25 protein-coding genes are annotated in these 19,434 nt (G+C 74.3%); 15 read left to right on the top strand and 10 right to left on the bottom strand.

Annotation, left to right across the window (positions count from 1 at the left end; all coding sequences use genetic code 11):
- The first annotated feature begins 7 nt into the window (after window positions 1-7).
- Window positions 8-802, top strand: a complete 795-nt coding sequence (locus ACL02T_RS30810) for an enoyl-CoA hydratase/isomerase family protein (protein WP_412834318.1) — start codon at window positions 8-10, stop codon at window positions 800-802.
- Window positions 799-1,716, top strand: coding sequence for a crotonase/enoyl-CoA hydratase family protein (locus ACL02T_RS30805; protein WP_412834317.1), 918 nt, complete (start codon window positions 799-801; stop codon window positions 1,714-1,716). The genes ACL02T_RS30810 and ACL02T_RS30805 overlap by 4 nt, the downstream gene beginning before the upstream one ends.
- Window positions 1,717-1,736: 20 nt before the next feature.
- On the opposite strand, the gene ACL02T_RS30800 is transcribed toward ACL02T_RS30805, so the two are convergent.
- Window positions 1,737-2,225: a DUF1707 domain-containing protein gene (locus ACL02T_RS30800; protein WP_412834316.1), complete on the bottom strand. Its 489-nt coding sequence runs from the start codon at window positions 2,223-2,225 to the stop codon at window positions 1,737-1,739.
- Between the two features lie 181 nt (window positions 2,226-2,406).
- Here ACL02T_RS30800 and ACL02T_RS30795 point away from each other — a divergent pair, with 181 nt between their 5' ends.
- Both ACL02T_RS30795 and ACL02T_RS30790 read left to right on the top strand, forming a co-directional pair.
- On the top strand, window positions 2,407-2,814 hold the full coding sequence (locus ACL02T_RS30795; protein WP_412834315.1) for a YciI family protein: 408 nt from the start codon (window positions 2,407-2,409) through the stop codon (window positions 2,812-2,814).
- 8 nt (window positions 2,815-2,822) lie between these two features.
- Window positions 2,823-3,983: an RNA polymerase sigma factor gene (locus ACL02T_RS30790; protein WP_412834357.1), complete on the top strand. Its 1,161-nt coding sequence runs from the start codon at window positions 2,823-2,825 to the stop codon at window positions 3,981-3,983.
- Between the two features lie 32 nt (window positions 3,984-4,015).
- Here ACL02T_RS30790 and ACL02T_RS30785 read toward each other — a convergent pair whose 3' ends face one another.
- From ACL02T_RS30785 to aroA, 3 genes are all read right to left on the bottom strand, one after another.
- Complete coding sequence (locus tag ACL02T_RS30785) at window positions 4,016-4,852, bottom strand: SCO4651 family lipoprotein (RefSeq protein ID WP_412834314.1); 837 nt, start codon at window positions 4,850-4,852, stop codon at window positions 4,016-4,018.
- Between the two features lie 34 nt (window positions 4,853-4,886).
- Window positions 4,887-5,912, bottom strand: a complete 1,026-nt coding sequence (gene rsgA / locus ACL02T_RS30780) for a ribosome small subunit-dependent GTPase A (RefSeq protein WP_412834313.1) — start codon at window positions 5,910-5,912, stop codon at window positions 4,887-4,889.
- Window positions 5,913-5,985: 73 nt separating this feature from the next.
- Window positions 5,986-7,278 (bottom strand): 3-phosphoshikimate 1-carboxyvinyltransferase, encoded by a 1,293-nt coding sequence (gene aroA / locus ACL02T_RS30775; RefSeq protein ID WP_412834312.1) that lies wholly within the window; start codon window positions 7,276-7,278, stop codon window positions 5,986-5,988.
- A 90-nt stretch (window positions 7,279-7,368) separates the two neighbouring features.
- Here aroA and ACL02T_RS30770 point away from each other — a divergent pair, with 90 nt between their 5' ends.
- Both ACL02T_RS30770 and ACL02T_RS30765 read left to right on the top strand, forming a co-directional pair.
- Window positions 7,369-8,181, top strand: a complete 813-nt coding sequence (locus ACL02T_RS30770) for an SOS response-associated peptidase (protein WP_412834311.1) — start codon at window positions 7,369-7,371, stop codon at window positions 8,179-8,181.
- Entirely contained in the window at window positions 8,178-8,879 is a 702-nt protein-coding gene (locus ACL02T_RS30765; RefSeq protein ID WP_412834310.1) for an alpha/beta hydrolase family protein, read from the top strand. The genes ACL02T_RS30770 and ACL02T_RS30765 overlap by 4 nt, the downstream gene beginning before the upstream one ends.
- Before the next feature lie 72 nt (window positions 8,880-8,951).
- On the opposite strand, the gene ybaK is transcribed toward ACL02T_RS30765, so the two are convergent.
- Window positions 8,952-9,431, bottom strand: coding sequence for a Cys-tRNA(Pro) deacylase (gene ybaK / locus ACL02T_RS30760; RefSeq protein WP_412834309.1), 480 nt, complete (start codon window positions 9,429-9,431; stop codon window positions 8,952-8,954).
- A 200-nt stretch (window positions 9,432-9,631) separates the two neighbouring features.
- Here ybaK and ACL02T_RS30755 point away from each other — a divergent pair, with 200 nt between their 5' ends.
- Complete coding sequence (locus tag ACL02T_RS30755; RefSeq protein ID WP_412834308.1) at window positions 9,632-10,309, top strand: sigma-70 family RNA polymerase sigma factor; 678 nt, start codon at window positions 9,632-9,634, stop codon at window positions 10,307-10,309.
- Complete coding sequence (gene rsrA, locus ACL02T_RS30750; protein WP_412834307.1) at window positions 10,306-10,641, top strand: mycothiol system anti-sigma-R factor; 336 nt, start codon at window positions 10,306-10,308, stop codon at window positions 10,639-10,641. Before ACL02T_RS30755 ends, rsrA begins: the two co-directional genes overlap by 4 nt.
- Window positions 10,642-10,714: 73 nt before the next feature.
- On the opposite strand, the gene ACL02T_RS30745 is transcribed toward rsrA, so the two are convergent.
- The gene (locus tag ACL02T_RS30745) at window positions 10,715-10,789 is read right to left on the bottom strand and encodes a 50S ribosomal protein bL37 (protein WP_370467464.1); all 75 of its coding nucleotides are present in this window, start codon (window positions 10,787-10,789) and stop codon (window positions 10,715-10,717) included.
- 63 nt (window positions 10,790-10,852) lie between these two features.
- Here ACL02T_RS30745 and ACL02T_RS30740 point away from each other — a divergent pair, with 63 nt between their 5' ends.
- Window positions 10,853-12,352 (top strand): sensor histidine kinase, encoded by a 1,500-nt coding sequence (locus ACL02T_RS30740; RefSeq protein WP_412834306.1) that lies wholly within the window; start codon window positions 10,853-10,855, stop codon window positions 12,350-12,352.
- Between the two features lie 230 nt (window positions 12,353-12,582).
- Here the strand turns inward: ACL02T_RS30740 and ACL02T_RS30735 are convergent, their stop codons facing one another.
- Complete coding sequence (locus ACL02T_RS30735; RefSeq protein WP_037051753.1) at window positions 12,583-12,834, bottom strand: WhiB family transcriptional regulator; 252 nt, start codon at window positions 12,832-12,834, stop codon at window positions 12,583-12,585.
- 437 nt (window positions 12,835-13,271) lie between these two features.
- Window positions 13,272-14,222: a diacylglycerol/lipid kinase family protein gene (locus tag ACL02T_RS30730; RefSeq protein ID WP_412834305.1), complete on the bottom strand. Its 951-nt coding sequence runs from the start codon at window positions 14,220-14,222 to the stop codon at window positions 13,272-13,274.
- Between the two features lie 36 nt (window positions 14,223-14,258).
- On the opposite strand from ACL02T_RS30730, the gene ACL02T_RS30725 reads away from it, so the two are divergent.
- Window positions 14,259-14,708 (top strand): hypothetical protein, encoded by a 450-nt coding sequence (locus ACL02T_RS30725; protein WP_412834304.1) that lies wholly within the window; start codon window positions 14,259-14,261, stop codon window positions 14,706-14,708.
- Here the strand turns inward: ACL02T_RS30725 and ACL02T_RS30720 are convergent.
- Window positions 14,694-15,182, bottom strand: a complete 489-nt coding sequence (locus ACL02T_RS30720) for a GNAT family N-acetyltransferase (RefSeq protein ID WP_412834303.1) — start codon at window positions 15,180-15,182, stop codon at window positions 14,694-14,696. The two genes, ACL02T_RS30725 and ACL02T_RS30720, sit on opposite strands and share 15 nt — an antisense overlap.
- Window positions 15,183-15,293: 111 nt before the next feature.
- Here ACL02T_RS30720 and ACL02T_RS30715 point away from each other — a divergent pair, with 111 nt between their 5' ends.
- Window positions 15,294-15,821 carry a L,D-transpeptidase gene (locus ACL02T_RS30715; protein ID WP_412834302.1) on the top strand — a complete coding sequence of 176 codons (528 nt, stop codon included), beginning with the start codon at window positions 15,294-15,296 and terminating at the stop codon, window positions 15,819-15,821.
- A 48-nt stretch (window positions 15,822-15,869) separates the two neighbouring features.
- On the opposite strand, the gene ACL02T_RS30710 is transcribed toward ACL02T_RS30715, so the two are convergent.
- A complete protein-coding gene (locus ACL02T_RS30710; protein ID WP_412834301.1) occupies window positions 15,870-16,457 on the bottom strand; it encodes an acid phosphatase in 588 nt (195 codons plus the stop codon).
- A 142-nt stretch (window positions 16,458-16,599) separates the two neighbouring features.
- On the opposite strand from ACL02T_RS30710, the gene ACL02T_RS30705 reads away from it, so the two are divergent.
- From ACL02T_RS30705 to ACL02T_RS30690, 4 genes are all read left to right on the top strand, one after another.
- Complete coding sequence (locus ACL02T_RS30705; protein WP_412834300.1) at window positions 16,600-17,238, top strand: carboxymuconolactone decarboxylase family protein; 639 nt, start codon at window positions 16,600-16,602, stop codon at window positions 17,236-17,238.
- Between the two features lie 106 nt (window positions 17,239-17,344).
- Complete coding sequence (locus ACL02T_RS30700; protein WP_412834299.1) at window positions 17,345-18,502, top strand: globin domain-containing protein; 1,158 nt, start codon at window positions 17,345-17,347, stop codon at window positions 18,500-18,502.
- Window positions 18,503-18,570: 68 nt separating this feature from the next.
- The gene (locus tag ACL02T_RS30695) at window positions 18,571-18,924 is read left to right on the top strand and encodes an ArsR/SmtB family transcription factor (RefSeq protein WP_412834298.1); all 354 of its coding nucleotides are present in this window, start codon (window positions 18,571-18,573) and stop codon (window positions 18,922-18,924) included.
- Window positions 18,902-19,384, top strand: coding sequence for an SRPBCC family protein (locus ACL02T_RS30690; RefSeq protein ID WP_412834297.1), 483 nt, complete (start codon window positions 18,902-18,904; stop codon window positions 19,382-19,384). The genes ACL02T_RS30695 and ACL02T_RS30690 overlap by 23 nt, the downstream gene beginning before the upstream one ends.
- The last annotated feature ends 50 nt before the right edge of the window (window positions 19,385-19,434 follow it).

Below are 19,434 nucleotides of genomic sequence, written 5' to 3'. Positions count from 1 at the left end.
GCGGCACATGACCGACACGACCGAGAAACCCGTACTCGTCGAGACCGCGGACGGGATCCGCACGGTGACCCTCAACCATCCGCGGCGGAAGAACGCGGCGAACGCGCCGGTGTGGGACGGGCTGCAGGCCGCCTTCGCCGACGCGGCGAAGGACCCCGCGGTCCGCGTCCTGGTGCTCACCGGCGCCGGCGGCGACTTCTGTGCGGGGGCGGACCTGTCCGGCGACAGGGCCGGGGTACATCCCCTGAGCCGGATGCACCGGATCAACGACGTCGCGATGGCGCTGCACGACCTGCCGATTCCGACGATCGCGAAGGTCAGCGGCGTGGCCGTCGGGGCCGGGTGGAACCTGGCGCTGGGCTGCGACCTGGTGGTGGCCGAGCGCGACGCCCGCTTCTCCCAGATCTTCGCCAAGCGCGGGCTGTCGCTGGACTTCGGCGGCTCCTGGCTGCTGCCCCGGATCGTGGGGCTGCAGCAGGCCAAGCGGCTCGCGCTGCTCGCCGAGATCATCGGTGCGGAGGAGGCGGAGCGGCTCGGCCTGGTGACCTACGTCGTCGAGCCCGGGACGATCGACGCGTTCGTGGCCGACCTGGCCACGACGCTCGCCGCCGGGGCGCCCGTGGCGCTCGCCCAGTCGAAGCGGATGCTCAACGAGAACGCCGACAAGACGCTGCGCGAGGCACTGGAGAGCGAGGCCCGCGCCCAGACGATCAACTTCGCGGGCACGGACGCGCCGGCCGCCTACGAGGCCTTCCTGGCCAAGCGGGAGCCGGTCTTCACCGGCGGGTGGGCGGCGAAATGACCAGCACGCAGAAGCCGACGACCGACCAGGGTTACACCGAGATCGCCTACGAGGTCTCGGACGGCGTCGCCACGATCACGCTCGACCGGCCGGACCGGCTGAACGCCTTCACCACGACGATGATGCGCGAGCTGGTCCGGGCGTACGGCGAGGCCGACGCCGACGACGCGGTGCGCGCCGTCGTCGTCACGGGGCGGGGGCGCGGGTTCTGCGCCGGCGCCGACCTGCAGCGGGGCGGTTCGACGTTCGACGCCGACGACCCGGAACGGGCGGCCGAGCGACGGGACATCGGCACGATCGGGGGTGTCCCGCGCGACGGCGCCGGGGTCACCTCGCTCGCGACGGCCGCCTGCCGCAAGCCGGTCATCGCCGCGATCAACGGGCCCGCCGTGGGTGTCGGCGCCACCATGACGCTGCCGATGGACATCCGGCTGGCCTCGGCGAACGCGAAGTTCGGCTTCGTGTTCGCCCGGCTCGGGCTGGTGCCGGAGGGGGCGTCGAGCTGGTTCCTGCCCCGGATCGTCGGCATCTCCCAGGCCATGGAGTGGGTCGCGACGGGCCGGGTGTTCGGCGCCGAGGAGGCCCTCGCCGGCCGGCTGGTGTCGAAGGTCCTCCCGCCCGACGAGCTGCTGCCGTGCGCCTACGGGATCGCGCAGGAGATCGTGGAGAACACGTCCGCGGTGTCGGTGGCGCTGAGCAAGCAGATGCTGTGGGCGATGCTCGGCGCCGACACGCCGTGGGAGGCGCACCGCGTCGACTCGCAGGCGATCTACCGGCTCGGGCAGAGCGCCGACGTCGCCGAGGGTGTGCAGTCCTTCCTGGAGAAGCGGGCGCCGATCTTCCCGAACACCGTGAGCGCCGACTACCCGGAGATCGTGGAGCGCTGGCCGAGCCGGCCGGCCGGGACGGACTGACGGTCCGGCGCCGGGGCGGGTCAGCCGTCCCGGCCCTGGTCGTCCCCGGGCAGCTCCCGGCGCTGCTCGCGCCCGAGTTCCCGCTCGTCCTGGCGCTCCTTCGACAAGCCCAGCGCCCCGACGAGCGGGATGAGCAGGAAGGCGAGCCAGGCCATCGGCACGCCCGCGCTGTTCAACACGAAGAAGAGGATCACCGCGACGATCGGGCTGGCGGCGGCGATCCGAGCGCCCCAGCCGTTCCCGAACCGCCGTTGCGGCGCGGCGGCCCGCCGGGGCCGGACGACGGGAGCGCTCCCGGGGCCGGCGGGCAGCTGCGGATGCGGCTCCGGCAGGTCGGTGAACAGCGCGGACAGCTCGTCCGCGGTCACGGCGTCGGCCGCCACCGCCGAACGGTCCGCATACTCCTCGACGCCGAGACGACCGGCCTCGAGATGCGTGTTCAGCGCCGCGGCCGCGGCCTCCCGCTCGGCCGTCCCGATGCGCACCGTCCCGTCGCCCGCCGTCGTCATGACAGCATTATGGGTCCAGCAGTCGCCGCAGCGGACGATCCGTGCACGTCGTGAATTCCGGATGCGGCCGGTGGGCGCTCCGGGAGAAACTTCCGGGCGCGACGTCGAGAAGACCGGACCGGCTCCGTCCCCGGGGCGAACGTGACCACGACGGGTCGCGCCGGCACCGAGGAGAACCACGATGGCCAAGTACCTGCTGCTCAAGCACTACCGCGGCGCCCCGGCCGCGATCAACGACGTGCCCATGGACCGGTGGACGCCGGAGGAGATCTCGGCCCACCTGCAGTACATGCGCGACTTCGCGACCAAGCTCGAGGGAACCGGCGAGTTCGTCGACAGCCAGGCGCTCGCCCCCGAGGGGGTGTTCGTCCGGTACGACGGCGAGGGGCGCCCGCCGGTCACCGACGGCCCGTTCGCCGAGACCAAGGATCTCGTCGCCGGCTGGATGGTGATCGACGTCGACAGCCACGAGCGCGCCGTCGAGCTGGCCGGAGAGCTGTCGGCCGCCCCCGGGGCGGGCGGGAGGCCGATCCACGAATGGCTGGAGCTGCGCCCGTTCCTGACCGCCCCGCCCACGATCACGGAGTGAGCTCCCCGGTGGACGAGGTCCTGCTCCGGCGCCTCTCGCCGGCCGTCCTCGGGATCCTCGTCCGCCGCGGAGCCGACTTCGCGGCGGCCGAGGACGCCGTGCAGGACGCGCTCGTCGAGGCGCTCCGGGTCTGGCCGGCCGACCCGCCGAGGGACCCGAAGGGCTGGCTGATCACGGCGGCCTGGCGCAAGTTCCTCGACGCGACCCGGGCGGACGCGGCCCGCCGCCGGCGGGAGGACCTCGTCGAGGAGGAGCCTGCGCAAGGGCCTGCGCTCGCGGCGGACGACACGCTCCAGCTCTACTTCCTGTGCGCCCACCCGTCGCTGACGCCCTCGTCGGCGGTGGCGCTCACGCTGCGCGCCGTCGGAGGGCTGACCACCCGTCAGATCGCCCGGGCCTACCTGGTGCCCGAGGCGACCATGGCGCAGCGCATCAGCCGGGCCAAGCGCACGGTCGCGGGAGTGCGGTTCGACCGGCCCGGCGACGTCGCCACCGTGCTGCGCGTCCTCTACCTGGTGTTCAACGAGGGTTACACCGGCGACGTCGACCTGGCCGCCGAGGCCATCCGGCTCACGAGGCAGCTCGCGGCCGCGATCGACGCTCGCCACATTCTCTACGGCGAGGTGGCGGGGCTGCTCGCCCTCATGCTGCTCCACCACGCCCGGCGCGCCGCTCGGACCACGGACGACGGCGACCTGGTCCCCCTGGCCGAGCAGGACCGAGGTCGGTGGGACACCCGGGCGATCGTCGAGGGCGTCGCGATCCTGCAGGCGGCGCTGGCCCGCGACCGCCTCGGCGAGTTCCAGGTCCAGGCCGCCATCGCGGCCCTCCACGCCGACGCACCCACCACCGAACAGACCGACTGGGCGCAGATCGTCGAGTGGTACGACGAGCTCGCGCGCCTGACCGACAACCCCGTCGTCCGGCTCAACCGCGCGGTGGCCGTCGGCGAGGCGGACGGACCACGCGCAGGCCTGGCGGCACTCGCGGCGCTGGACGACTCCCTGCCCCGGTACGCCGCGGTGGCGGCGTACCTCCACGAGCGCGAAGGCGACCTGTCGACGGCGGCCCGGCTGTATGCCGAGGCGGCGCGGAAGGCGGCCGATCTCGTCGAACGCGACCACCTGACCCGTCAGGCCGCCCGGCTCAACGCCGGCCGCGGTCGGTGAGGGGCGCGGGCACCGCGGTTCCGGGGAGCCGATCAGACGGCCGGCCCGGGGGCGGCGATCGCGACGGGGCCGCCCCAGTCGCGGTAGTCCGCGGTGAGCGTCAGCGTGCCGACGCCGGGCACGTTCCGGCGGGTCTCGCTGCGCAGTGGCCGGTTGTCCGCGTCGATCCAGAGGGTGGAGGACATGCGGGTGAGGCCGCCCTCGGCCTGGGCGCGCAGCGCCTCCCGCACGGCCGGGTCCTCCTCCAGCTCGGCGGCCCGGACCAGGTCGACGACCACCAGGTACCGCACCGCCGGGACCCCGGCGACCGTGTCGTCCGCGGCGTCGGCGACGAGGGCGGCGTCCCGGTAGCGGGCCAGGTGCGCGGTGGGCTCGGCCCCGGCGACGACGTTGGCCGCGGTGGTCGCCAGGGTCTTCTCCGGCGTGCCGGTGGCCGCCTCGTCGACCCGGGTCCAGCCGTCCCCGGCCTGCTGCCACACCTGCTCGCCGCGCAGCACGGCGAACGTCGAGCTCGACGGGGCACCACTGGGCGGACCGAGGGTCTGGGTGAGCTGCGCGGAGACGCCGTCCCGCTCGACGCGCAGCGCCCCGTGGCCGGACAGTTCGGTCGGGGCCGCCTCAGGGGTGTCGAGCCGGCCGGACAGCCGCAGCTGAACCGTACGGTCCTGCTGCTGGCGCCGGGTGACGGCGGTGAGCAGGTCCGCCGCGGCGTAGTACTTGGGCAGGCCGTGCCCCTCGCCGGCGTCCTCGGAGTTGCCGCGGGCGCAGGAGACGGCGCCCACCAGGGCCAGGAGGACGCCGATCGCCGCGAGCACCGGGACGAGCGGCGTCCGGCCCGGCCCCGCCACCGACGCTCTCCCGTGCGGCACCTTCCGCCTCCTCACAGCAGGGAAGGCACCGAGATTATCGGTCCGCCGTGAGCGCGCCGGGCGGTGCGGCCCGCAGTGCGACGAGCACGCGGCGCAGTGCGGCGAGCCGCCCCGGACGCAGCGCGCCCTCGCCGACCAGCGCGTCGAGCGCGCACTCCGGGTCGGCGGGCGGCCCGAGGTGCCCGCAACCGCGCGGACAGTCGGCGACGGCGACGGCGAGGTCGTCGAAGGCGGCGATGACGTCGTCGGGGGTCACGTGGGCGAGCCCGAAGGACCGCACGCCCGGGGTGTCGACCACCCAGCCGCGCCCCTCCGGCAGCGGGAGGGCCAGCGCCGCGGTGGTCGTGTGCCGGCCCTTGCCGACGCCCGAGACCCGCCCGGTGCGCTGCTCGGCGTCCGGCACCAGGGCGTTCACCAGGGTGGACTTGCCGACACCGGAATGGCCGACCAGGGCCGAGACCCGGCCGTCGAGGAGCTCGGCGAGCTCGTCGGGGAACGTGCCGCGCCGGGTCACGACGACCGGGAACTCCAGCTCGGCGTAGTGCGCGGCGAAGGGCCCCGGGTCGGCGAGGTCGGCCTTGGTCAGGCAGAGCACCGGCTCCAGGCCACCCGCGTAGGCCGCCACCAGGCAGCGGTCCACGAACCCGGTCCGCGGCTCCGGCTCGGCCAGCGACGTCACGATCACGAGCCGGTCCGCGTTCGCGACCACCACGCGCTCGAACGGGTCCGTGTCGTCCGCGGTGCGCCGCAGCACGGTGCGCCGCTCCTCCACCCGCACGATCCGGGCCAGCGTGTCCGCGGCGCCGGACAGGTCCCCGACCAGCCCGACCCGGTCCCCGACGACGATCGGCGTGCGGCCGAGCTCGCGGGCGCGCATCGCCGTGACGGGCGGGCGGTCCGCCGCGGCACCGGGGGCACAGGTCCAGCGGCCCCGGTCGACGACGACGACCATGGCCTCCTCGGCGTCGGCGTGCTCCGGCCGGCGCTTGGTGCGGGGGCGGGAGCCGCGGCCCGGGCGGATCCGGACGTCGGACTCGTCGTACTGGCGGGCCCGGCTCACGAGCCCCCCTCGACGGCGCCCGCGCGCCGTGTCGGCGGCGCCGTCGCGGTGGGCGGCGGGCTCGCACGCTCGCTCACGAGACCAGCGAGGCCCAGCGCCCGGGGAAGTCCGGGATGGTCTTGTCGGTGCAGCCCACGTCGTCGATCACGACGCCGGGGACGACGAGCCCGAGGATCGCACCGGCCGTCGCCATCCGGTGGTCGGCGTAGGCACCCCAGGGCCGCTCACCGGCCGCGAGCCGCGCGGGCCGGATCTCCAGGCCGTCCTCGGTCTCGGTGACCGCCGCGCCGAGGGCGGTCAGCTCGGTGCGCAGCGCCGCCAGCCGGTCCGTCTCGTGCCCGCGGATGTGCGCGACTCCGCGGATGACGCTCGGGCCCTCGGCCACCGCGGCCAGGGCGGCGACCGTGGGGGTGAGCTCGGAGGCCTCGTGCAGGTCGACGTCCACACCCTGCAGCCGGTCCGGGCCGGCGACGGTCGTGCCCGCCCCCGACGCCGTCACGGTGGCGCCCATGCGCTCCAGCACGCCGAGGATCTCCGCGCCGGGCTGGGTGGAGCCGGCGGGCCAGCCCACGACCGTCACCTCCCCGCCGGTCACCGCGGCCGCGGCGAGGAACACCGACGCGTTGGACAGGTCGGGCTCGACGACCCAGTCCCGGGCCGTGATCGGCCCGGGCCCGACGCGCCAGGTGTCCGGTTCCCCGCTCGATCCGGGGTCGTCGACGGCCACCCCCGCCTCGCGCAGCATCGCCACGGTCATGTCGATGTGCGGCAGGCTCGGGACCGGCTTCCCGTCGTGGTGCACGGTCACGCCCTCGTCGAACCGGGCGCCGGACAGCAGCAGCCCGGACACGAACTGGCTCGACGCCGAGGCGTCGATGGTGACCGCGCCGCCGGGCAGCCCGCCGCCGCCGTGCACGACGAAGGGGAGGCGGTCGCCGTCGATCACCGCGCCGAGGGCGCGCAGCGCGTCGAGGACGGTGCCCATGGGGCGCTCGCGGGCGTGCGGGTCGCCGTCGAAGACCACGGCGCCCTCGGCCAGGGTCGCGGCGGGCGGGACGAACCGCATCACGGTGCCCGCGAGGCCGCAGTCCACCGTCCTGCCACCGGTCAGGGTGCCGCCGTCGATCGTGACGGTCTCCCCCTCGGTCCGCACCGCGATCCCGAGCGAGCGCAGCGCCCCGCACATCAGCGCGGAGTCCCGGGTGGCGGGCACGCCGCGCACCACCGATCGGCCCTCGGCGAGCCCGGACAGCAGCAGCGCGCGGTTGGTGACGGACTTCGAGCCGGGCACGGACACCGTTCCGCGCACGGGCCCGCCCGCCGTCGGTGCGGCGTAGCGGCTGGACGGGGCACGGGTCGGGGCCACGGCCCCATGATTCCGCATCGGTCCGCCGGCGGGGCGCGCCCCCGGAATCGGGCCCGGAGGACCGTCGGTGCGCCGTGCCACGATGGGGGCATGTGCGGGAGGTACGCCTCGACGAAGGCGCCGACGGACCTGGCGGAGGAGTTCAGCGCCGTCGACGCCGTCACCGAGGAGGCCGGCGAGGAGCGGCGGCCGGACTACAACGTGGCGCCCACGCGGGACGTGATCGCGGTCGTCCAGCGCCACCCCCGGGACGCGGACGGCCACCCCGACCCGGACACCACCGAACGCAGTCTGCGGCTCGTGCGCTGGGGGCTGGTGCCGTCGTGGGCGAAGGACCCGTCCGCGGGCGCCCGGATGATCAACGCGCGCAGCGAGACGGCCGCGGAGAAGCCCGCCTTCCGCCGCGCCCTCGCCGCCCGCCGCTGCCTGCTCCCGGCCGACGGCTGGTACGAGTGGCAGCGCCGGGCCGCCACGAAGGACCACAAGGCGAGCAAGCAGCCGTACTTCACCCACTACAAGGACGGCCGGTCGCTCGCGATGGCCGGGCTGTGGGAGTTCTGGCGGCCCAAGGAGGGCGAGCTGCGGGAGAAGTTCCCCGAGGGGCTGGTCACCTGCTCCGTGCTGACCACCGAGGCGGTCGGCCCGCTCACCCAGGTGCACGACCGCATGCCGCTGGTCCTGCCGCCGGAGGCGTGGGACGCGTGGCTCGACCCGGACACCGACGCGCAGGCGGACGAGGTGCGCCGCTGGCTCGCCCCGCCGTCGCCGGACCTGGTCCGGACGCTGGACATCGTGCCGGTGTCGGACAAGGTGAACAGCGTGCGGAACAACGGCAGGGAGCTGCTCGAACCGCTCGACCCCTCCCAGGTGGAGGAGCCGATCCAGCTGGACCTGCTGAGTTGACCCCCCTCGGGCCCGCGGAGGTGGCCGAGATCCCCACGCCGCACGGGCCGGCCCGGGTGCACGTCCGGCGGGCGGCAGGCCCGCCACGGGGCGCGCTGCTGATGGGGCACGGGGCCGGCGGCGGGATCGATGCCCCGGACCTGCGCGCCGCCGCACGCGCCGCGCTCGACGTCGGCCTGCACGTGGTGCTGGTGGAACAGCCCTACCGGGTCGCGGGCCGACGCGCCCCCGCCCCCGCCGCGCAGCTCGACACCGCATGGGGTGCGGTGGTCGCGGCGCTGTGCGGGACGGGTGGAGGTGCGGTGGACGAGGGGGCCGCGGCCGGGGGCCCGGGCGCCCAGGACGCCGGGGCCGGTGTGGTCGGCGCACTGCCGGCGGGCCTGCCGCTGCTGTTCGGCGGGCGCAGCTCGGGGGCCCGGGTGGCGTGCCGGTGCGCCGCCGCCGGCGGCGCGGCCGGGATCGTGTGCCTCGCCTTCCCCGTGCACCCGCCGGGCAGGCCGGAGAAGGACCGGATGGCCGAGATCGACGGCGTCGACGTTCCGGTGCTGGTGGTGCAGGGCGAGTCGGACCCCTTCGGCCGCCCCGGGCCCACACCGACCCGCGAGGTGGTCCTGCTCCCCGGTGACCACTCGCTGAAGCGGGACGTCCCGGCCGTCGAGAAGGCGGTCGGGGAGTGGCTGGCGCGCCACCTCCCGTAGCGCTCCGACCGGGCCGCGCCGGTGCGGCCGGGGTACGTCCGGGCCCGGCCGCCGCATCCGGACGGCGCCCGGCTACCCCCGCACGGCGATGGGTGCGGTGCGGGCGTCGGTGACGGCGACCAGGTCGGCCGGGGCCAGCTCCACCTCCAGGCCCCGCCGCCCCGCGCTGCAGAAGACGGTCTCCCAGCCGGCGGCCGAGGCGTCGACCACGATCGGCAGCCGCTTCTTCTGCCCGAGCGGCGAGATCCCGCCGGCGACGTACCCGGTGGCGCGTTCGGCGTCGGCGACCTCCGCCATCCGTGCCCTCTTCCCGCCGACGGCCGCGGCGAGGGCCTTGAGGTCGAGCGTGGCGTCGACCGGGACCACCCCGACGGTGAGGCTCCCGTCGACCTCGGCGACGAGCGTCTTGAACACCCGCCCGGCCTCGAGCCCGAGCGCGTCGACGGCCTCCTGCCCGTAGGCCGCGCCGCCCTCGTGCTCGTAGGAGTGCAGCGTGTGCGCGACCCTCCTCCTGGTCAGCAGCGCCGTCGCCGGGGTGCCCCGCCCTGCCACTCGTCCCGACCTCCTGCGATGACCGGCCGGGAATCGGCACCCGGCCACGGGTGTTGAGACCGTACGTGACCCCAGTACTGATGGACGCCCCGGTCGCGGGCCCACCGGCTCGGCCGCGCCCGTCACGTCGCGGGCGCGTAGGCTCGACCCCCGCAGGTTCACGGACGATCGTGCACACGGTCGCGGGGGAGAGGAGCGCGGTGCCGGACGAGACGGCGGCCGAGACCGGGCAGGACCTGGCGCAGGACCCGGGGCGGGACGAGAGCGACTCGCTCGACCGGGCTCCGGAGGAGACCGAGACCGAGCGCGCGGCCCGCTTCGAGCGGGACGCGATGCCGATGCTCGACCAGCTCTACGGGGCGGCGCTGCGGATGACCCGCAACCCGGCCGACGCCGAGGACCTCGTCCAGGAGACCTACCTCAAGGCGTACTCGGCGTTCCGGACCTTCCGCGAGGGCACGAACCTCAAGGCGTGGCTCTACCGGATCCTGACGAACACCTACATCAACGGGTACCGCAAGCGGCAGCGGCAGCCGATCCAGGCGCCCACGGACGAGATCACGGACTGGCAGCTCGCCCAGGCCGGTGAGCACTCGTCGACGGGGCTGCGCTCGGCCGAGGTCGAGGCGCTGGACAACCTGCCGGACTCGGACGTGAAGGACGCGCTGCAGCGGCTTCCCGAGGACTTCCGGATGGCGGTGTACCTGGCCGACGTCGAGGGGTTCGCCTACAAGGAGATCGCCGAGATCATGGGGACGCCGATCGGCACCGTGATGTCGCGCCTGCACCGCGGGCGCCGGCAGCTCCGCGACATGCTCACCGACACCGCTCGGGAGCGCGGGTTCATCCGGGGCGAGCAGGAGGTGACCAGCTCATGAGCTGCGGCAACCACCACGAGACCGACTGCTCCGAGGTCCTCGCCGAGGTGTGGCTGTACCTCGACGGCGAGTGCGACGCGGAGCGCAAGCGCCAGCTCGTGCAGCATCTCGATGAGTGCGCTCCCTGCCTGCAGGAGTACGGCATCGACGAGAAGCTCAAGCAGCTCCTCGCCCGTAAGTGCAGCGGCGAGATCGCCCCGGACGGGCTGAAGGACCGGCTGCGCCGGCAGATCCGCACCGCGGTGCTGGAGCAGGCGGAGGTGAGCGTCGAGTCGGGGCCGGGTGGCACGACCGTCGAGGTCCGCACGACCCGGATCGAACGCCACGCCTGATCGACCACACACGGAACGGCCCCTCGGCTCCGGACGGGAGCGGAGGGGCCGTTTCCGCGTCGGGGGCGGGCCCTCAGGTGTTGGGCCGCTTGCCGTGGTTCGCGCCGCCCTTCTTGCGGTCGCGACGCTTGCGCGCACGCTTCGACATGCCTGTCCCTCCTTCACAAGTACGCAGGACTGCGACCAGTGTCCCACGTGATTGGATGAGCCCGTGTCGACCCTGAGCGAACTGCTGGCCGAGCACACGAGTCTCCCCGGGGACGCCGTCGAGCACCTGCAGCGGGTCGTCGCCGAGTGGCAGCTGCTGGCGGACATGTCGTTCGCGGACTTCCTGCTCTGGATCCCGCTGCCGCAGGACGCCGACGTCGAGATGGCCGGCGGTCCGAAGGAGTTCCTCTGCGTGGCCCAGGCCCGTCCGACGACCGCGCCGACCGCCCACGCCGAGGACGCCGTCGGTGCCCGGGTGGACCCGCGGGACAACCCGCAGCTGCGCCGCGCCGTCGTCGAGGGGCGGATCTGCCGCGAGGAGGAGCCACGCTGGCACCTCGAGGTGCCGGTGCGCCGCGAGACGATCCCGGTGCGCCACCACGGACGCGTCATCGCGGTGCTGTCCCGGGACACGAACCTGGCCATGCCGCGGGTGCCGAGCCCGCTCGAGATCGCCTACCTCGGCAGCGCCTCGGACCTGTGCCAGATGATCGCCGACGGCACCTTCCCGACGACCGCGGCCGCGGCCGGTGCCGACACGAGCCCGCGGGCGGGCGACGGCCTGATCCGGCTGGACGCGCACGGCCTGGTCGCCTACGCGAGCCCCAACGCCCTGTCGGCCTACCACCGCATGGGCCACGACACGGACCTCGTGGGCGTCCCGCTGGCCTCGCTGACGAAGTCCCTCACCCGGGACCCGTTCGACGCGAGCGAGGTCGCCGCGCGCATCCAGGCGGCCCTCGACGGCCGCACGTCGCTGCGCATGGAGATCCGCACCCGCGGTGCCACGATGCTGGTGCGCGCGCTGCCGCTGCGCCCGCGTGGCGACGCGGCCGGCGCGCTGGTGCTCGTCCGCGACATCACCGACCTGCGCCGCCGCGACCAGGCGCTGCTCAGCAAGGACGCGACGATCCGCGAGATCCACCACAGGGTCAAGAACAACCTGCAGACGGTCGCGGCGCTGCTGCGGCTGCAGGCCCGGCGCACCCAGATCCCGGAGGCCCGCCGGGCGCTCGCGGAGAGCGTGCGCCGGGTGACCTCGATCGCGCTGGTGCACGAGGCGCTGGCCTACTCGGTGGCCGAGATGGTGGACCTCGACGAGCTGGTGGACACCGTGCTGCCGGCGATCGGCGACGGCGCCACGGCGGAGGTCCGGGCGAAGGTCCGCCGCGAGGGCTCGCTGGGCACGCTCGGCTCGGCGTTGGCGACACCGCTGGTCCTGGTGCTGACCGAGCTGGTGCACAACGCGCTGGCGCACGCCTACGAGCCGGGGCAGGCCGGCGAGGTCGTGGTGACGGCGAACCGCTCGGCCCACACCCTGGAGCTGTTCATCGCCGACGACGGGCGGGGCATGCCGGAGGGCTTCGACCTCGACCGGGCGGACGGCCTGGGCCTGCAGATCGTGCGCACCCTGCTGGCCGAGCTCGACTCCACGCTGGCGCTGCGTCCGCGCGAGGGGGGCGGAACCGAGGCCCTTATCACGGTGCCGATGACGGCGCGATAGCCTTGGAGCGTGATCGCCGATCCCGGTGCCGAGGTCGCGCCGGTGCCGTGCCCGACGGTCACGGGTTCGCGGGGCGTGCGGTGACACATCCCGGAACCACAGAAGAGCGGGCCCGTCGCCGGTGGCGTCCGGCTTCGGGCCCGCTCTTCCGAGTCTGGTGAGGGCGGCGAGGGCGGGGAGAGCCCTCGGGGGAGTGCTGGTTCTTCCTGCTACTTCTCGGGTGCTTCTGCTCAGGCGGTGCGTGCGCGGGTACGGGCGTTGCGGCGCTTGAGGGCGCGGCGCTCGTCCTCGCTCATACCGCCCCAGACACCCGCGTCCTGGCCACTCTCGAGCGCCCAGGCCAGGCACTCGGTGACCACCGGGCACCGGCGGCAGACGCTCTTCGCCTCGGCGATCTGCAGGAGGGCCGGGCCGCTCGTCCCCACTGGGAAGAAGAGCTCCGGGTCCTCGTCGCGGCAGATAGCGCGGTGACGCCAATCCATGATCGTCCTACTCCTCGTACGTCGCGATCGGGGTCGCGCCGATCGCTGGTCTCTCTGTCACGGTGTTTTCGCGCTTGTGAATGATTTCACGAGCGCCGTCGCTCTTCAAGGGACAAGGTCCACCCGGGTGAGGATCCTCACCCACACTTCGCAACGAAGCCCGGCACGTTCGGTTACTGCATCGATCCGTGTCGTCCGCCGTCACGAGGTGCGATGGACAGTGTCCCTGGCCAACGGAGACCGGGCTACCCCGATTTCCGTGGACCATGCCGGGTGACCCCGACGCGGTCCCTTGCTCTCGCAGGACCTACCTTGGATCACGGTCCGCACAGGTGCGAGCCCCTAGCTGCTCGGTGGTCGCCGAGCATCGGTGAATGGCCGCCACCTGTCACTCGGCCGGGTGGGGGCACCGGCCGAACTGCGACGAGGGGCGCCTCTCACACGACGACGCGTAACGCTCCGGGTACGGAAACGAACTCGACGTCCGTCCTCGACCCGAGGTGATCCCCGTCCAGCTGGAGGGCCAGCGGCTCCGCGGTGCGGATCCGTACAGAGGGAACGGCGTCCTGCCGCACGATGTTCCTCCCGTGCGGGTCCGCGTCCGGCGACAGGATGTGCCGCAGGGTGCGCCCGATCGTCGGGAGCCCCAGGTGGCGCAGCGCGAAGAGGGCGAGGCCGGTCGAGAACGTGGCGCCCGGGTTGGTGCGCACCGCGCGGCCCGCCAGGAAGGTCCAGGGGTCGGTGTTGCTCACGAACGCCAGCCGGATCTCCGCCAGCGGCCCGGCCCCCGGCACCTCGACCGTCATCGACGGCGGGCGGCGCCGCTGCCGCAGGTACTCGGCGATGGCCGTGTTCGCGTAGCGGATCGGGGTGGCCTCCCGCCCCGCGGCGCGGGCCCGCTCGACCGCGGCGACGACGTCGGCGTCCCAGCCCATGCCGGCGTTGAACGTGAACCACCGGTCGTCCGCCCGGCCGAGCCCGACCAGCCGGCTGCTGCGCCGCGCCAGGGCGGCCAGGATCGCTCCGGTGGCCTCCACGGGGTCGCGCGGCATGCCCAGTGCCCGGGCGAAGACGTTGGCCGACCCGCCGGGCACCACGGCCAGCGCGGGCGCGTCGGGGTCACTGCCGTCCGGCGCGCGCGGCCCGGTCGCCTCGCGGTCGACCAGCATGCCGTTGACGACCTCGTTGACCGTGCCGTCGCCGCCGAGCGCCACGATCAGCTCGACACCCGCGGCGCAGGCCGCCGCCGTCGCCTCGGCGGCGTGCCCGCGATAGGCGGTCTCCAGGACGTCCAGCTTGAGCTCGCTCGCCAGGGCGTGCGTCAGCACGTCCCGCCCCGCCGGGGTCGTCGACGTCGCCCGGGGGTTGACGACGAGCAGCGCGCGCACGGACCCGAGCCTAACCGGGCCCGTATCCTCGTCGTCGTGACCTCCGAACCCAGCGACCAGTCGAGCCGGGAGCCGCGCGGCGGGGCGGGCCGGCCCGCCCCGGTGACGCCGCCCGTCCCGGTGCGGGCGGCGGCCGCGATCGTCGGGCTGGAGGGCCTCGTCGGCCTCGGCACGGCCGTCGTGTTCGGGGTCGCCTCGGAGGGCGGCCTCGGCGACCGGATCGGCGAGGCGTCCTACTTCGTGCTGCTCGGCGGGGCCCTGGTGCTGTGCGCGGTCCTGCTCTGGCGCGGGAGGCACGGGGCCCGCACGCCCTCGATCGTGGCCCAGCTGCTGCTGGTCCCGTTCGTCTACTCCCAGCTCGCGGAGGGCCGCCTCGCGATCGGCGTCGTCGCCCTGTTGCTGGTCGTGGGCACGTTCCTGCTGCTGGTCAGCGAGCCCGCGCGGCGCTGGTCGATCGGTGCCGACGAGCGCTCACGCGCCGAGTGAGACCAGCGGGTCTCCGGTGAGCCGGAAGGTCGTCCACTCGTTCATCGACACCGCGCCGATCGAGCGGTAGAAGCCGATCGAGGGCTCGTTCCAGTCGAGCACGGACCACTCCAGCCGCGCGTAGCCCCGCTCGACGCAGGTCGCGGCCAGGGCGGCGAGCAACTCCCGGCCCAGTCCGGAACCGCGGTGCGCGGGCTGCACGTAGAGGTCCTCGAGGTAGATCCCGTGCACGCCCTCCCACGTGGAGAAGTTCAGGAACCACAGCGCGCAGCCGACGACCGTCCCGTCGACCTCGGCGACGTGCCCGAACAGTGCCGGTGCCGTACCGAAGAGCGCGGTCCGCAGCTGTTCCGGGCTCAGCAGACACTGGTCGAGGGCCTTCTCGTACTCGGCGAGCTCGCGCACCAGCCCGACCACCGCCTCGACGTCGCCCGGTTCGACCCGCCGCACCCGATTCGTCCACCGCTCCGTCACGTCTGCACGATATCTGCAGCTCAATGGGCTCGTCTTCACCCGACGAACGGAGCAACCTCCGCTGCTCCCACTCGTCATACGTGTGGGGGTAGGAACGCCGAGGAGTGACGAGTGGGTAGACACAGCGTGAAGCGGATCACGGCCGGGAGGCTCCGCGCCGCGTCGGTGACGGCGGCCGTCGTCGGCCTCGGCTCACTCGTGGCCGCCCCCGCCCAGGCCGCCCCCGCCCAGGCCGCCCCCGCGCGGAGTGCGCCCCGCGGGGACACCGGCACCGTGGCCACGGTGGCCGGCACGCCCTGCACTGCCACCGCGCACGCCTGTGTCGACCTCGGGACCCACCGCGCCTGGCTGCTCGACGAGGGCGAGATCGCCCGCGGGCCCGTGCGGATGATGCCGGGCGACGCCACCGACCCCACCCCCGTCGGCACCTTCCACGTGCAGTGGAAGGACCAGAACCACGTCAGCGACATGCCCAACCACGCACCCATGCCGTTCTCGGTGTTCTTCGCCGACGGCGGGGTCGCCTTCCACGAGGGCAGCCTGCGGAGCTCCTCGTACGGCTGCGTGCACCTCGCCCACGACGACGCCGTCGCCTTCTTCAACACCCTGCAGGTCGGGGACGAGGTGCAGGTGCACTGAGCCCGCGCGGGCCCGCGGCGGCGCCGCGGACTCGAGCGGTGGGGCGCGCTACTGGATCCGCAGGTTCACCGCGTCGAGCCGCGGGACCCCGCGTTCGTCGCCGAGGATCGTGCAGGCAGCGGCCTCCATCGCCACGTGCACGCCGCCCTCGGGCGGCAGGCCGATCCACCGTGCGGTCAGCACCCGACCGAAGTGGCCGTGCCCGACCAGCACGACGTCGCCCTCGGGCAGCAGGTCCCGCACGCCGTCGAGGAGGTCGTCGGCCCGTGTCCCGACCTGTGCGGCCGTCTCCCCGCCGGGGCAGGGGTGGGTCCAGACCGTCCAGCCCGGGACCTCCTCGCGGATCTGCGGGGTCGTGAGGCCCTCGTAGTCGCCGTAGTCCCACTCCGCCAGCCGCTCGTCCGTCGCGTCGGGCTGCAGGCCGGCGAGCTTCGCCGTCTCCTGGGCCCGGCTGCGGGGACTGACGACCACCCGCACCGGCGGCGGGGCGTCGCGGCGCAGGGCCTCGAGCGTTCGGCCCGCCTGCACCGCCAGCTCCCGGCCGTGGTCGGTGAGCGGGATGTCGGTGCGGCCGGTGTGCCTGCCCGTGGCCGACCACTCGGTCTCGCCGTGCCGGAGGAGGAAGACGCGTCCCACGTCGCCGGAGGCTAGTGGCACGGCGCGGGAGGTTCAGTACGGAAGGCGGCGGCGCGGACCCGCTCCGGTCGAGCATCCCGGGGAAGCCTGGTCGCGGCGCTGTTCGGGACCACCACGCCGCGGTATCCTCCGATCACCAGGCGTGAGTGGGGGGATCTCGATGGCCGGAGGCGTGGTCGACCGCGTGACGGTCCGGGTTCTCGAGGCCGGATGCCGCGGGATGTGGGGCTTCGCGCCCCGGATGATCCCGCACATCGTCGCCCGGATGGGTGCTCTCGGCGCGCTCGGTTGGTTCTTCGTGAACATGCCGCGCTACCTCGTGTCGATGAAGGTGCTGGGCCACGAGCGCACCCACCTGGCCGGCATGGTCATCTCGCTGTACAACGGCTGCCACTACTGCGCCTACGCGCACGGCTACGCCCTCGAACTGCTCTACCTGCGCGACCGGGACCGGTTGTTCCCGCTCGACGCGCGGACTCTGGAGGGCTGGCTCGGCCTGCCGCCGCGGCAGCTGGCCGACCGGGTGCAGGAGGTCCTGCGCGCGGCCGGGATGCAGGCCGAGGCGCTGTGGGTGGACACCACGCTCGGCCTGCTGCGCGGCGACCAGCAGCCCGTCGACGGCGCGGAGCTGCGGCTCGCCCACCTGGTCCGGATGTTCGGGACCATGAACCGGATCGCGGTCGAGGCGGGTTGCACCGAGCCGGACGAGGCGCAGAACCCGGTGAACAAGGACCGCGCCGTCAAGGAGCGCAACGCCGCCCTGCGCGCCGCCCGCGTCTGACGGGCCGAGACAGGGCCCTCCGCCGTCGGACAGGGCAGGTCGGGCTCGGCCGTTCCGCGGCGGCGGCTACGCTTCCGCCCGTGGTGGCGGCGCACCGGTCCCGGCGATGACGACGGAGAGCCGCGCCCTGCCCGGCTCCCTCGCGCCCCACCTGGAGCGTGCCCGGCGCAGTGCCGCCGAGCTGGAGCTCGACGTCGACGACTTCGTCCCGCGCTTCTACCGCACGCTCTTCGGCTACGCCCCGGGCCTGCGCGGGCTGTTCCCGCTGTCGATGACCACGCAGTACGCGCGGTTCGGCCGCGCGCTGGTGCACCTGGTCGACGGGCTCGACGACCCGGCGTCGCTGGTCCCGTTCCTCGCCCAGCTCGGCCGCGACCACCGCAAGTTCGACGTCCGGGACGAGCACTACACCGTGTTCGGCCAGGCCTTCCTGGCCGCACTCGCCGAGGTCGCCGGCGAGGCGTGGACGCCGGAGGTCGCCGAGGCCTGGGAGTACACCTACGCCTTCCTCGCCGGCACCATGCAGAAGGCGGCGCAGGCGGAGGCGGGGCCCGCGTGGTGGGCGGGCGTGGTCGTCGACCACGAGCGGGTCGACCGGGACACGGCGGTCGTGCGTGTGCAGGTCGAGGGCGCCGACGGGCCGGTCCCCCACCGGGCCGGGCAGTACGTCGGCGTCGAGACCCCGCAGCACCCGCGGCTGTGGCGCTCTCTGTCGCCGGCGACCGCGCCGGATCCGGGGGGCGTGCTGGAGTTCCACGTCAAGGCGCTGGGCTACGGCAGCGTGAGCCGCGGGATCGTCGCCTCCGCCCGGGTGGGGGACCGGTGGCGCATCGGACCGCCGATGGGTGCGCTGGACCGGGCGGTGCGGCCCGGACGGGAGCTGCTGATGATCGGCGGTGGCACCGGGATCACCCCGATCCGGGCCGTGCTGCAGCAGCTCGAGCGCGAGGGCGGGCGCTCGGAGCGGGTGGTGGTCTTCTACGGGGCGCGGTCCTGGGAGGCGCTGTACGCGCTCGACGAGCTGCGCCGGATGACCTACCGGCACGCCTGGCTCGACGTCGTGCCGGTCGTCGAGGAGCAGCCGGCGCACCCCGGCCCGTTGGTCGGCCGGCTCGCCGACGTCGTCACCGGGTTCGGGTCGTGGGGCGACTGCGAGATCGTGGTCAGCGGGTCCCCGCCGATGCTGACCGCCACGGTGCGGGCGCTGCGGGTCGCCGGCGCGGCGCCCGAGCACATCCACTACGACCCGTTCGTCATCGACTGAACCTCACCGCAACGAGGTCGTCGCGACCGGGGCCTTGACGTATTCCCATATGGGAATACAATGGGCACGTGGCACGGGCGGCGACCACCACCGACGCGTTCAACGCGGTGGCCGAACCGCGGCGCCGGCAGATCCTCGACGTGCTCGCCCGGGGCGAGCGGTCGGTGACCGACCTCGTCGCGGCACTGGACCTCGCCCAGCCGCAGGTCTCGAAGCACCTGAAGGTGCTGCACGAGGTGGGGCTGGTGGCCGTCCGGGAGGACGGGCGGCGCCGGTTCTACCGGCTCGAGGGCCGCGGGCTCAAGCCGATCCACGACTGGGTGGCCGGTTTCGCGCGGCACTGGGAGGACCGGTTCGGCGCGTTGGACGCCGTCCTGGCGGAGATCACGGGGGAGACCGATGGGAACGACCACGAGGGGTAGCGCCGTCGTCACGCTGCCCGCCGACAACCAGATCCTGATCGTGCGCGAGTTCGCGGCGCCGCCCGCCGCCGTCTACCGCGCGTGGACCGAGCCCGAGCTGGTGAAGCGCTGGTGGGCGGGTTCGATGGGCACCGTGACGTCGGCCGAGATCGACCTGCGGGTCGGTGGCGGCTGGCGCTGGGTGATGGAGGCGACCGGCGGCTTCGAGGTCGCGTTCCACGGGGAGTACCGCGAGCTGGTGCCGGGCGAGCGGATCGTGACCACCGAGGTCTTCGAGGGCATGCCCGAGGGCTACGCCGTCAACGCCCTCGACTTCGCCGGGTCCGGCGGGCGCACCACGCTCACCATTCTCGTGCAGCACCAGAACAAGCAGCACCGCGACGCCCACATCGAGTCCGGAATGGAGGGCGGCATGCAGACCTCGCTCGACGCCCTGGAGGACGTCGCGGTCTCCCTCTGACGCCGCATCATGGTTCCATAACGCGATCTCGAGCCCGGATTCTCCGCGTT

This window comes from Pseudonocardia oceanicola (genome assembly GCF_047200735.1).
In the GTDB taxonomy this organism is placed as follows: domain Bacteria; phylum Actinomycetota; class Actinomycetes; order Mycobacteriales; family Pseudonocardiaceae; genus Pseudonocardia.
The sequence above is the reverse complement of the archived record's forward strand: the minus strand, read 5'-3'. Positions and strand labels throughout refer to the sequence as shown.

Excerpts from the sequence above, each read along its gene's own strand:
- ACL02T_RS30795 (WP_412834315.1), top strand. The coding sequence starts at position 2,407 with ATGGCCAAGTACCTGCTGCTCAAGCACTACCGCGGCGCCCCGGCCGCG.
- ACL02T_RS30800 (WP_412834316.1), bottom strand. The coding sequence starts at position 2,225 with ATGACGACGGCGGGCGACGGGACGGTGCGCATCGGGACGGCCGAGCGG.
- ACL02T_RS30690 (WP_412834297.1), top strand. The coding sequence starts at position 18,902 with ATGGGAACGACCACGAGGGGTAGCGCCGTCGTCACGCTGCCCGCCGAC.
- rsrA (WP_412834307.1), top strand. The coding sequence starts at position 10,306 with ATGAGCTGCGGCAACCACCACGAGACCGACTGCTCCGAGGTCCTCGCC.
- ACL02T_RS30805 (WP_412834317.1), top strand. The coding sequence starts at position 799 with ATGACCAGCACGCAGAAGCCGACGACCGACCAGGGTTACACCGAGATC.
- ACL02T_RS30735 (WP_037051753.1), bottom strand. The coding sequence starts at position 12,834 with ATGGATTGGCGTCACCGCGCTATCTGCCGCGACGAGGACCCGGAGCTC.
- ACL02T_RS30700 (WP_412834299.1), top strand. The coding sequence starts at position 17,345 with ATGACGACGGAGAGCCGCGCCCTGCCCGGCTCCCTCGCGCCCCACCTG.
- ACL02T_RS30810 (WP_412834318.1), top strand. The coding sequence starts at position 8 with ATGACCGACACGACCGAGAAACCCGTACTCGTCGAGACCGCGGACGGG.
- ACL02T_RS30770 (WP_412834311.1), top strand. The coding sequence starts at position 7,369 with ATGTGCGGGAGGTACGCCTCGACGAAGGCGCCGACGGACCTGGCGGAG.